At 67.2% G+C, this 12452-nt stretch carries 10 protein-coding genes; 9 read left to right on the forward strand and 1 reads right to left on the reverse strand.

The window, feature by feature from the left end; all coding sequences use genetic code 11:
* Nucleotides 1–138: 138 nt before the first annotated feature.
* The 9 genes from GNX71_RS16110 (at nucleotide 139) to GNX71_RS16150 (ending at nucleotide 11108) form a co-directional block, all read left to right on the forward strand.
* A complete protein-coding gene (locus tag GNX71_RS16110) occupies nucleotides 139–1173 on the forward strand; it encodes a TRAP transporter substrate-binding protein (protein WP_206179228.1) in 1035 nt (344 codons plus the stop codon).
* Between the two features lie 96 nt (nucleotides 1174–1269).
* Complete coding sequence (locus GNX71_RS16115; RefSeq protein WP_241027323.1) at nucleotides 1270–3069, forward strand: TRAP transporter large permease subunit; 1800 nt, start codon at nucleotides 1270–1272, stop codon at nucleotides 3067–3069.
* A 25-nt stretch (nucleotides 3070–3094) separates the two neighbouring features.
* Nucleotides 3095–4135: a LacI family DNA-binding transcriptional regulator gene (locus GNX71_RS16120; protein ID WP_206179229.1), complete on the forward strand. Its 1041-nt coding sequence runs from the start codon at nucleotides 3095–3097 to the stop codon at nucleotides 4133–4135.
* A 30-nt stretch (nucleotides 4136–4165) separates the two neighbouring features.
* Nucleotides 4166–5158 (forward strand): hydroxyacid dehydrogenase, encoded by a 993-nt coding sequence (locus GNX71_RS16125; RefSeq protein WP_206179230.1) that lies wholly within the window; start codon nucleotides 4166–4168, stop codon nucleotides 5156–5158.
* 37 nt (nucleotides 5159–5195) lie between these two features.
* Complete coding sequence (locus GNX71_RS16130; RefSeq protein WP_206179231.1) at nucleotides 5196–6017, forward strand: amidohydrolase family protein; 822 nt, start codon at nucleotides 5196–5198, stop codon at nucleotides 6015–6017.
* Nucleotides 6018–6282: 265 nt separating this feature from the next.
* Entirely contained in the window at nucleotides 6283–6798 is a 516-nt protein-coding gene (locus tag GNX71_RS16135; protein ID WP_206179232.1) for a sigma-70 family RNA polymerase sigma factor, read from the forward strand.
* Between the two features lie 118 nt (nucleotides 6799–6916).
* A complete protein-coding gene (locus tag GNX71_RS16140; protein ID WP_206179233.1) occupies nucleotides 6917–7972 on the forward strand; it encodes a FecR domain-containing protein in 1056 nt (351 codons plus the stop codon).
* Nucleotides 7973–8089: 117 nt separating this feature from the next.
* Nucleotides 8090–10516, forward strand: a complete 2427-nt coding sequence (locus tag GNX71_RS16145) for a TonB-dependent siderophore receptor (protein WP_206179234.1) — start codon at nucleotides 8090–8092, stop codon at nucleotides 10514–10516.
* Between the two features lie 112 nt (nucleotides 10517–10628).
* Nucleotides 10629–11108: a VOC family protein gene (locus GNX71_RS16150; protein WP_206179235.1), complete on the forward strand. Its 480-nt coding sequence runs from the start codon at nucleotides 10629–10631 to the stop codon at nucleotides 11106–11108.
* A 10-nt stretch (nucleotides 11109–11118) separates the two neighbouring features.
* Here the strand turns inward: GNX71_RS16150 and GNX71_RS16155 are convergent, their stop codons facing one another.
* A complete protein-coding gene (locus GNX71_RS16155; RefSeq protein WP_206179524.1) occupies nucleotides 11119–12417 on the reverse strand; it encodes an MATE family efflux transporter in 1299 nt (432 codons plus the stop codon).
* Between the last annotated feature and the right edge of the window lie 35 nt (nucleotides 12418–12452).

The following is a 12452-nucleotide window of genomic DNA, read 5'->3' on the forward strand; positions in this document are numbered from 1 at the left end:
GCTTTACCTCGTCTACGAAGGAAAACACCTATCGGAACCGCATTGCCGCCATTCTTGTGTATCGATACAGTAAATCGTTCCACCAAACGAGCCACACCGAACAACCGAATGGGCATCCGACCCACAGGAGACAACACCATGACCCCGATTTCACGCCGCCAGTTCGTCCAGTCTTCCTCGGCGCTGTCGCTCGCGATGGCGACCGCGGGCCTTTCGCACAACGCCGCCGCACAGGGCAAGACCGTGGTGCTGCGCCTGTCGTCGTCACATGTGGCCGACCTCAATTCGTCGCACTTCGCGTGGTCGCAGCTGATGCAGGCCAACCTGAAGAAGGCGGTGGGCGAGCAGATCCGCATCGACTACTTTCCGAACAACCAGCTCGGCAAGGAAAGCGACGTGGTGCAGCAGGTGAAGGTCGGCTCCATCGACATGATGCTCACCGGCTCCTCGATCTGGGCCACGGTCACGCCGCAGCTGGGCATGCTCGACCTGGGCTATGTGTTCGACAGCTACGAGCACGCCGCGCGCGCGCTCGACGGCGGCGTGGGCGCCAAGCTCAACGACATGCTCGTGAAGAGCACGGGCTGCCAGGTCATCACCTGGGGCGCGCACTACGGCGCGCGCAACGTCTACACCAAGCAGCCGGTGAAGTCGCTCGCCGACGTGAAGAACGTCAAGCTGCGCGTGCTGCCCACGCCGGCCTTCATCGAGACCTTCAAGATCATGGGCGCGATCCCCACGCCGATTTCTTTCGGCGAGCTCTACATGGCGGCGCAGACCGGCGTGGTCGACGGCTTCGAGCACGACGCCGCCACGGTGCTCGCGAGCAAGCTCAACGAAGTCGTCAAGTACTGCTGGATGACCGAGCACCTGTTCAGCCCGATGGTGTGCGTGGCCGGCAAGCGCGCGATGGACAAGATTCCCGCCACGCTGCGCCCCGCGTTCCTGAAGGCCGCCGCCGATTCGACGCTGCAGCAGCGCGAGATCGGCACGCAGAAAGGCCTGCAGGCCATCGAGGAACTGAAGAAGCTGGGCATTGTGTTCACGCCGATGGCCAAGAGCGAGCGCGACTTCGTGCGCAAGGAAATGGAAACGCGCCTCTGGTCCGGCTTCGCCAAGCAGTACCCGGAGACGGGGCCGCTGTTCGCCGCCATCACCGCCGCGCGCGCCTGAGCGGCCATGTCGAGCCTCTCGATTTCGCCAATGGCGATGGAGCCCGCACTGGGCTTCGACGTCACCCACGCCTCCGGCCGCTGGCTGGCCTGGCTGATGCGCATGACCGAGTACGTGGCCGGCGTGGTGCTGGCCATCGACGTGATCGTGGTCTTCATCTCGGTGGTGTTCCGCTACTTCCTGCATGACCCGTTCGACTGGGCGGAGGAGGTGGCGCGGGCGCTGATGATCATCCAGGTGTTCTTCGGCGCGGCCACCGTGCTCGCGCGCAGCCAGCACGTGGGCGTGGACCTGTTCCGCGGCCTCCTGCCTGCGCGCTGGCAGCCGGCCCTCATCCAGTTCGGCAGCTGGATCATCGTGGGCGTGTCGGCGAGCCTCTTCGCCTCGTCGTGCGAGTTGCTGCTCGACTCGTACAACATGACCACGCCCATCGGCATGCCGCAGTGGATCTACGTGTACCCGGTGACCATCGGCAGCCTGTTCATGACCCTGTTCGGGCTGGCCAATGCGGTCAACGGACCTGCACGCATGGTGTGGTCGACGCTGGGCGTGGGCATCGCGCTGACGGCCGCGGTCGTCGCATGGAACACGTTCATGCCCAACCACGCGATCCCGCCGTGGGCGCTGCTCACCGCGGGCTTTCTTGGCGGCATGGCGCTGGGCGTACCGATCGCCTTCGTGCTGGCGCTGTCGTCGCTCGTGTTCTTCATGGCAGACCCGTCGCTGCCGATGCTCGTGTACTCGCAGCAGGTGATGGCGGGCACCGACCACTACGTGCTGCTGGCGATTCCGTTCTTCGTGCTGGCGGGGTTGCTGATGGAGGCCAACGGCATGTCGTCGCGGCTCATCGAACTGCTTCTGCGCATGTTCGGTCGGCTGCGCGGCGGGCTCGGGCTCATCACCATCACGGCGACGGCGTTCTTCTCGGGCGTCTCGGGCTCCAAGCTCGCGGACATCGCGGCGGTGGGCGGCATCATCATGCCGGCCGTGCGCAAGACGAAGCAGGACCCGAACGAGACGGCGGGCCTGCTGGCCTGCACCGCGGTGATGGCCGAGACGATTCCGCCCTGCATCAACATGATCATCATGGGCTTCGTCGCGAACATCTCGATCGCCGGGCTCTTCATGGCGGGGCTGGTGCCCGCGGTGGTGCTGGCGCTGTCGCTCGCCGCGGTGACGATCTACGTGGGCACCAAGATCAACCCCGACGAAGCCTTCGATGTGCGCACGCCGACCTTCCGCCTGCTGGGCGGCGCCTTCGTGGCGCTGCTGATGGTGGCGATGATCGGCAAGGGCGTGACCTCGGGCATCGCGACATCGACCGAGGTGTCGTCGTTCGCAGTGATCTATGCGCTGGTGGTGGGCTGGCTGGCCTTCAGGGAGCTCACGGTGAAGTCGGTGGCGCGGCTCTTCGTGCGCTCGGCGTCGATGGCCGGGGGCATTCTCTTCATCGTGGCGGCGGCGTCGAGCCTGTCGTTCGCGCTCACGATCCAGCAGATTCCGCAGTACCTGTCGGAGTTCATGATCGGCTTCGCGCATTCGTACGGCAGCACGATGTTCGTGATGCTGTCGGTGCTGATCATGATCGTGTTCGGCGCCATCCTCGAAGGCGCGCCGGCGCTCATCATCTTCGGGCCTCTGCTGACACCCATCGCGTCGCAGTTGGGCGTGAATCCTCTGCACTTCGGCACGGTGATGGTCATCGCCATGGGCTTCGGCCTGTTCGCGCCGCCCGTGGGCCTGGGCCTCTTCGCCACCTGCGCGATCACCGGCACCCAGGTGAAAGATGTGGCACGCCCGATGATGAAATACCTGGCCGTGTTGTTCGTTACCCTCGTGGTGCTGGTGCTCGTGCCGGCGTTCTCCACATGGTTGCCGGCGCGCATGGGCCTGTGACGACGATGAAAACAGGAAGGATTCCGTGAGCAGAATCACCGACGTGGCCCAGAGGGCCGGGGTGTCGACCAGCACCGTGTCGAACGTGTTGAACGGACGCAGCGACCGCATGGCCGCCGAGACGCTGGCCCGCGTGGAAGCCGCGATCCGCGATCTCAAGTACCGGCCCAACACCTCGGCGCGGCAGCTCAAGACGGGGCACACGCCCTTACTGGGCCTCTTGGTGCCGTCGATGGCCAACCCGATGTACGGCTTCATCGCGCGCGAGATCGAGACGCTGGCGCAGGAGCGCTACGGCTTTCGCATCATGATCGGCAACACGTACCGCGATGCCGAGAAGGAACAGCACTTCTTCGAGGACCTGATGGCGCATGGCGTGCGCGGCGTGATCATCATCTCGTCGCTGGTGGACGAGCAGCACGTGGAGGCCGCGGCCGAGCGCGGGCTGGTGGTGGTGAGCTACGACCGCCGCGCCACGCCGGGCATGCCCTCGGTGATCGACCACGTGACGGTCGACAGCTTCGAATCGTCGCGCATCGCGACCGCGCACCTGATCGAACAAGGACACCGGCGGCTGGCCTTCGTCACGCCCTCGGGCCGCACCATGAGCCGGAACGAGAAGATCAACGGCTTTCTCGCCGCCGCGAAAAGCGCGGGCCTCGAAGGCAGCGCGCAGGTCATCGAGGGCCTGCCGGTCGACGAGTACGGTGACTCGATGATGAGCGAGCTGGGCCGCATGCAGGCCAGCCTGCTCGCGAAGTTGCCGCAGCGCCCCACGGGCGTGATCGGCGTGAACGACCTGCTGGCTTTCGGCCTCATGGCGGGGTTTCGCGACGCGGGGCTTTCGGTGCCACAGGACGTGTCGGTCATCGGCATCGACAACGTGTTTCTCTCGACGCTGATGTACCCCGCGATGACCTCGGTGCGCGTGCCGGTGCCCGAGATGGCGCAGGTGATGGTCGAGCGGGTGATGAGCCGGTTGGCCGATGCGTCGCTGCCGACGCAGGAGTTCGTCTTTGCGCCCACGCTGGTGGCGCGCGATTCGGTGGCGCCGCCGCGCGCCTAGTTCTTCTTCGCAAAGTTTTCTCTTCATTTCATGACCACGGTTTTCGTCAGCCATCCGCAAAGCAAGCTCGCCCACTACTTCGGTGACCGGGCCACCGCGGCCCTGCAGGCCATTGCGCAGGTGCGCTTCAACCCGACGGACAACGACCTGTCGTCCGCCGGACTCGCCGAGCTGGCGCAGGGCTGCGACGCGATCATTTCGTACCGGCAGACGGTGGGCGACGAGGCGCTGTTCGCGGCGCTGCCCGACCTCAAGGCCTTCGTGCGCTGCGCCATCGACATCCGCAACATCGACGTGGCCTCGGCGAGCCGGCATGGCGTGCTGGTGACGCAGGCGAGCGCGGGGTTCATCCCATCGGTGTCGGAGTGGATCGTGGGCGTGATGATTGACCTGGGGCGGCACATCAGCGCCTCGACCGCGCTGTACCACGCAGGCCAGACGGTCGTGCCGGCGATGGGGCGCGAGCTGCGCGGCAGCACGCTGGGCGTGATCGGCTATGGGCAGATCAGCCGCTACCTCTGCGATGTGGCGCTGGCGCTGGGGATGCGCATCGTCGTGCACGACCCTTATGCGTTGATCGAACGCGCCGAACTCGAACAGGTCGGGCTCGATGCGCTGCTGGCGCGGTCCGATTTCGTGGTCTGCCTCGCGCCCGCCACCGAGGCCACCGAGAACCTGATGAACGCCGCCGCCTTCGCCGCGATGCAGCCGCATGCCTTCTTCATCAATGCCTCGCGCGGCAACCTCGTGGACGAAGACGCGCTCATCGCCGCGCTCGACGCCGGCACCATCGCCGGCTGCGCGCTCGACGTGGGTCGCGCGCCCGACCAGATGCCATCGTCGCGCGTGGCCGCGCATCCGCGCGTGGTCGCCACGCCGCACATCGGCGGGCTTACGCCGCCTGCGGTCGAGCATCAAGCGATGGAGACGGTCGCGCAGTTGGGCGAGCTCTTTCAGGGGCGGGTGCCGAAGGGCGCCGTCAACGCGCCGGAGGCCTACCGCTGGCAGAAGGCTTACGGCTGACCTCCACCATTCATCACCACTCACCGAGACGCCCCCAATGGAACCCACCCGCAACACGCGCTACCCCGGTGCCTGCGACTGCCACGTCCACATCTACGAAGACCGCTTTCCGCTGATTCCGAACGTGGCCTGGGTGCCGCCGCATTCGCCGGTGTCGGCCTACCGCACCGAGGTGCAGGCGCCGCTGGGCATCGACCGCGCGATCGTCGTGCAGCCGACCGGCTACGGCTTCGACAACAGCTGCACGCTCGATGCGCTGGCGCAGTTCGGCGCTTCGGCGCGCGGCATTGCATTGGTCGGACCCGAGGTGAGCGATGAAGAGATTGCGCGCCTGCACGCGGGCGGCATGCGCGGTGTGCGCTACATGATGATCGGCGGCGTCTTGAGCTGGGCCTCGCTCGAGCCCATGGCGGCGCGGCTCGCGAATGCCGAATGGATGGTCAACCTGCAGCTCGACGGCCGCACGATTCCGGAGCATGAGGAAGTGCTCAAGCGCCTGCCGTGCCGGCTGGTGCTGGACCACAACGGCAAATTCCTGGAGCCGGTGGCGCCGGAACATCCGTCGTTCCAGTCGCTCCTGCGCGTGCTGGATTCGGGGCGCGTGTGGATCAAGCTTTCCGCGCCCTACGAGACCTCGAAGCTGGGCCCGCCCGGCTACGACGACGTGAGCCTGCTCGCGCGCACGCTGGCCGAGAAGTTTCCCGAGCGCTGCCTCTGGGCCAGCAACTGGCCGCATCCGGGGCGCGACCCGAGGCCCAAGGCCGTGCCGCTGTACGACCTGCTGTTTTCATGGGCCACCAGCGACGACACGCGCCGCCGCATCCTCGTGGACAACCCGGGCGCGCTGTACGGGTTCTAGGCGCCGCCACGGGAGCAAAGGTAGCCGGCGCGCTTCCCGTCCCGGCAAGTCAAATTCCTACCCTTCGGGCTACCCGCGCGAACACCACGCGCCGCAGCGCCGCCGGAGACGTGGCGTCCGCGGCCGTGCATTCCGACCTGGACTTCCACGGCGTGGCGTGATAATCGCCGCTTCCCGTTTTCTGAATCTCATCAGGTAAGCCACGCCATGTCGAAGCCAACCTGCCCCTGGACTTCGACCAACCGTTCCCGGTTGTGCTGCGCCTGTGTTCGAACGCTATTACCGCGAACTGCTGAGCTTTCTTTCCCGAAAGGTGTCCGACCGCGCCACCGCGGCCGACCTGGCGCAGGAGAGCTACGCGCGCGTGTACGAGGCGCAGCGCACCGGCAGCGTGGTGCGCGACCCGCGTGCGCTGCTGTACCGCACGGCCCGCAACCTCGTCACCGATCACCACCGCCGCACCGGCGTGCGTGCCGATTTCGACGGGGCCGCCTCTTCGGACGAGGGCGCGGTTGAGCTCGACGATTGCATCGGCCCTTCGACCTTCGAGCCCGACACCATCCTGTCGTCCGGCCAGGGGCTGGCGGCCATGGTCGCCACCATCGACAGGCTGCCGCCGCGCTGCCGCGAAGCCTTCGTGCTCTACAAGTTCGACGGACTGTCGTATGCCGAAGTCGCCGAGCGCATGGGCATTTCCGTGCGGACGGTCGAGATGCAGCTGCGCATCGCCATGGATGCGTGCTGGGCGTGCCTGGACGAAGTGAACGGGGGCCCGCAATGAAAAGCAACCCACGAACACAAGAAGAGCGAACGCGCGAGCGACCCGGTGCATTGGGGATGCCCATTACAGGGTTCTGCACCGCTCGTGCGTCTACATCTGCAGGAGAGCTCCCCGAGCCATGACCCCATCGCTGCCACCGTCGGAAGAAACATCGCGCCTGCGCCAGGAGGTGATCGACTGGTTCGTCCATCGCCGACGCGCGGACTGGAGCGCGCGCGACGAGCGCATTTTTCAGGACTGGATCGCCGCGGACCCGAAGCACGCCGATGCCTACCGCCAGTGGGAATCGCGTTGGCGGGCCTTCGATGCGATCGGGCCGGAAACGGTCGCGGCCTGGCGCGAGGGCTTCACGGGGAACGGGACTGCCGCCCCTACGCGGCGCGGCTTCCTGAAGCCGGCGTTGGCGCTGGCCGCCGCGGGCGTGGTCGCCGGTGGCAGCTACCTCGGATGGAGCCATCTGCAAGCCCAGCCTGTGTTCGTGCAGGCCTTCGCCACCCAACGCGGGCAGCAGCTCGAGGTGCCGCTGACCGATGGCACCGTGCTGCGGCTGGACACCGCCACGCGGCTGGAGGTGCGCTATTTCCGCCAACGCCGCGAGGTCCAGCTGATCGATGGGCAGGCCGTCTTCGCGGTGCAGTCGGACGCACAGCGCCCCTTCGATGTGCTGGCGGGGCCGTTGCAGGTCCGTGTGGTCGGCACCCGGTTCGCGGTGCGGTACACGCCGGCCATCGCGGGCGCCGAGGGCGCGCGCGTGTCGGTGGAGCAGGGCAGGGTGCGGGTCGCGCAGATGGACAGGGCCGCCGACGGCCGCTGGGTTGGACCTGCGCCGGATACCGTGCCGCCGGACGCCGTCTTCCTCACCGCCGGCCAGCAGGTGCACAGCGATGCAGAGGGCGTGCTGGCCGCCGTGTCGGCCGTTTCGGGTGACGGCATCGCGCCCTGGCGCGAACACCGGCTGAGCTTCATCGATGCGCCATTGGCCCGCGCGCTGGCCGAACTGGAGCGCTACGGCAGCACCGGCCTCGTGGTGCGCGACCCTGCCGTGGCCGCGCTGCGCTTGACCGGCACCTTCGACCCGCGCGACGCGCGCACGCTGAGGCGCGTGCTGCCGAGTGCCTTGCCCGTGCGGCTCAAGGGCGACGGGCCGGTGGCGGAAATCGTCGCGGCGCCTTGACCGGCGCGCCCCGAAACATCGGGGCAAAAAAATATTTCACCGGGAATACCGGATTTCCATGAGTTCGTGCGTCAGCCAGATAAGAACCATTTGTATTCACTACCTGGAAGACGTTGGATGAACCGCTTGATGAAGATGACGCCGGCACCGCTGGCGCTGGCCGTGGCACTCGCGCTGGCGAGCGCGCCGCTGCGCGCCCAGACCTCGGGAGGCCAGGGCGCGGCGCAGCAGATCAGCATTGCCGCCCAGCCGCTGGCCGAGGCCCTGAACGACTGGGCGCGGCAGACCCGCATCCAGCTGGTCGTGCAGCAAAGCCTGGTGGCCGGCAAGACGGCGCCCGCCATCTCCGGCAGCCTGACGCCCCGCGCGGCGCTCGACCGCCTGCTCGCCGGCAGCGGGCTGGCCGCCACCATGGAAGGCAATGCGGCCGCGGTCAAGGCCGCGCCCGTCGCACCGGCCGCATCGGGCAGCTCGACGCTGCCGGCGGTCACCGTGGTGGCCGATGGCGAGGAAAGCGCCACGGGACACGTACAGGGCTACGTGGCCAGGCGCAGTGCCACCGGCACCAAGACCGACACGCCGATCATCGAGACGCCGCAGTCGATCTCGGTGATCACGGCCGACCGCATCGAGGCCATGGGTGCCGCCAACCTCAAGGACGCGCTGGGCTACACGCCGGGCGTGTCGACCACCACCTACGGCGCCGACTCGCGCTACGACTGGATCTCGCTGCGCGGCTTCGATGCCTATTCGCCGGGCTTCTACCTCGACGGCCTGCCGCTGCGCAACAACAGCACCTGGGGCGTGTGGCGCACCGAGAACTACGGCGCCGAGCGCATCGAGCTGCTGCGCGGGCCTTCGTCGGTGCTGTACGGCATGAGCGGACCGGGCGGGGTGGTGAACGTCGTCAGCAAGCGCCCGACGGCGGAGCCCGTGCGCGAACTGCAACTGCAGGTGGGCGACCACAACCGCAAGCAGGTCGCAGGCGATTTCTCGGGTGCGCTGGATGCCGACGGCAAGGTGCTCTATCGCATCACCGGGCTGGTGCGCGATGCGCAACTGCCGGCCGCCAAGGAGGCCGACGACCGCACCTACATCGCGCCGTCGCTCACCTGGAAGCCGTCGAGCGACACCACGCTCACGCTGCTGTCGCAGTTCTCGCGCACGCGCAGCGGTGTCTACACCCGCGCGCGGCCGCAGGTCGGCTCGCTCGATGCGACCGCGATCGGCACCTTCATTCCCTCGAAACTGTTCGTCGGCGAGCCCGGCTTCGACCGCTTCGACCAGGACCAGGAGATGGTCGGCTACCAGTTCGAGCACCGCATCAACGACACCTGGACGGTGCGGCAGAACGCGCGCTACGCGCACCAGAAGCTCGACTACACGGGCACGCAACTGACCGGCTTCATGGCGCTGAACCCCGACGTGCCGAACGATCCGATGAACTTCCAGCAGATGTCGCGCAGCGTGTTCGGCAGCCGCGAGAACATCGGTGCCGTGGCACTGGACAACCAGGCTCAGGCCGACTTTCGCCTGGGCGAGACGCAGCACAAGGTGCTGGTGGGGCTGGACTACCAGCGCACCCGCATCGACCAGATCACCTTCAGCGGCGGCAGCGCCTCGCCGCTGAACATCTATGCGCCGGTTTACGGCGGGCCGATCGAGCCGCCCGCGCCGTATTTCGACGGCATCACCCGGCTGACGCAGACCGGCGTCTACCTGCAGGACCAGATCAAGTGGGGAGACCGCTGGTCGCTGACGCTGGGCGGGCGCTACGACACCGCCGACAGCACCGTCTTCAGCCGTCTCGATGGCTCGACCCAGCGCATCCGCGATCACAAGTTCACCAGTCGGGCCGGCCTGGTCTACCTGCATCCGAGCGGCTGGGCGCCGTACCTGAGCTATTCGGAGTCGTTCGCACCGACCGCCACCATCGACCCGGTATCGGGCGACCCGTTCAAGCCGGAAAGCGGCAAGCAAGTCGAGGCCGGCGTGCGTTACCAGCCCACGGGCAGCAAGGCGATGTACAGCGCAGCCATCTTCGACCTCAGGCGCAAGAACTACATCAGCTTCGACGGCGACGCCAAGCCCAAGCAGACGGGCGAGATCTCGGTGCGCGGCCTGGAGCTCGAGGCCACGGCCGAGATCGCCTCGCGCATGAACCTCACGGCTTCCTACAGCTACACGCCGCGGGCCATCGTCACGGCCAGCAGCAACCCGAGCGAGATCGGCAAGCAGGCCACGGCCGTGCCGCGCCACCGGCTGTCGGTGTGGGCGGACTACCGCTTCGCCAACGGCTTGAAGGTCGGGCTGGGCGCCCGCTACACCGGGACGAACTATGGCGACGGCGAGGCCGCGTGGCCGAGCAAGGTCCCCGCATCCACGGTGCTCGACGCCATGCTCGGCTACGACATCGACCGCTGGAGCCTGGCGCTGAACCTGCGCAACCTCACCAACAAGACCTACATCGCCAACTGCGGCTACCGCAACTGCTACTACGGCTATCCGCGTACCGCGGTGGCGACTGCCACCTACCGCTGGTAGGCCTGAGGCGCATGGAAACGTCTTTCTGACAGGGACCGCGCGGGTTGACAACCGTCCGCTCCCGCTTTGATACTGAACTCTCAGGTTCATCGTTCAAGCAAAGGAGACTCCCATGCAGAAGATCGTTCCCTGCCTCTGGTTCGACGGCAACGGCGAGGAGGTGCTGAGTTTCTACACCGGCATCTTCCCGAACGCCCGCGTGACCGACCGGCTGCACTGGCCCGCCAACGGTCCGGGCCCGAAAGACGGCAGCCTGCTCACCGCGACCTTCGAGCTCGACGGCCAGGAATTCATGGTGCTCAACGGCGGCCCCGACTACAAGTTCACCCCGGCGCTCTCGCTCTACGTGCCCTGCGAGACGCAGGCCGAGGTCGACCACTACTGGGACAAGCTGCTCGAAGGCGGCGGCAAGCCCATGCAATGCGGCTGGCTCACCGACCGCTATGGCGTCTCGTGGCAGGTTGCGCCCACGGCCATGATCCGCATGTTCCAGGACAAGGACCCCGAGAAGGCCGGCCGCGCGATGCGGGCCATGATGCAGATGGTCAAGCTCGACCTGGCCACGGTGCAGAAGGCTTACGAGGGCACCTGAACCGTGCAGGTCACACCAGCTTGTGGATGGCCTTCTTGCGCCACACCAGTTGGTAGTACGCCGTCTGCAGCAGCAGCATCGCGCCGAAGGTCACCGGGTAGGCGATCCAGATCCCGTCCAGCCCGATGCGGTGGCTCATGACCCAGGCCACCGGCACTTCGACGCCCAGGATGCAGACGATGGAGATCAGCGTGGGCACCAGCACCGAGCCGCTCGCACGCATGACGCCCGACGTGGCCGCAGCCATGCCGAAGATCACCAGGCTCCACAGCATGATGTGCAGCAGCGTCTGCGCGATCTCGATCACCGGCGCGCTGGTGATGAAGAAGCCCATGAGCGGCCGCGAGAACAGGTAGCCGAGCAGCACGAGGCTGCCGGTCAGCACGAGGTTCATCATCAGCGCCGTCTTCGTGATCGCGCCGAGCCGGTCGGCACGGCCCGCACCGATGGCCTGCGCGCCGAGGATCGACGCGGCAATGGCGATCGAGATGGCCGGGAACTGCACATACGCCACCACCTGGTTCACCGCGCCATAGGCGGCCGTGGCATTGGAGCCGTAGCTGTTGACCATCGACAGCAGCACCACTTCGGCCAGCGCCACCACGATCATCTGCACGCCCGTGGGCACGCCGATGCGCAACACCGCCTTCAGCAGATGCGGCTGGATGCGCAGATGGCGGAAGAACTCCGCATCGGGCGCGAGCGGGCTCTTTTTCTGGCGCAGCCGAAAGCCCAGCCAGGTCGTCGCCACCACGAAGGACATCACCGAGGCCCATGCGCCGCTGGCCACGCCCATCTGCGGCAGGCCGCCCCAGCCGCGGATGAGCGCGGGCGTGACCACCAGGCCGATCAGCGTGGAGATCACCAGCGTGAGCAGCGGCGTGACGGTATCGCCCACGCCGCGCAGCATCGCGGTCGCGAGCAGGAACACGAACACGCCCGGCATCGCGATCAGCATGATGCGGGCGTAGCGCGTCGAATCGGCCAGCACGTCGGGCGGCGTGCCCAGTGCGGCCAGCATCGGCGTGGTGAAGGCGCCGCCGAACACCGCGATCACCAGGCCCATCAGCACGCCCACGGTGAGCGTGGTGCCGGCCACGGCCTTGGCCTTGGCCGCGTCGCGCGCCCCCCAGGCCTGGCCGATCAGCACCGAGGCGCCGGCGCCCAGGCCGATGATGAAGGCGATGAAGAAGAACATCACCGGAAAGAAGCTCGACACCGCCGCCAGCGCGCCCACGCCGAGCATCTGCCCCACGTAGACGTTGTTGAGCGTGCCCGAGAGCGACTGCAGGATGTTGCTGAGCAACATCGGCGCGAGGAAGAAGAGAAACACCTTCCACAGCG

The sequence above is a fragment of the Variovorax sp. RKNM96 genome, assembly GCF_017161115.1.
GTDB lineage: Bacteria > Pseudomonadota > Gammaproteobacteria > Burkholderiales > Burkholderiaceae_C > Variovorax.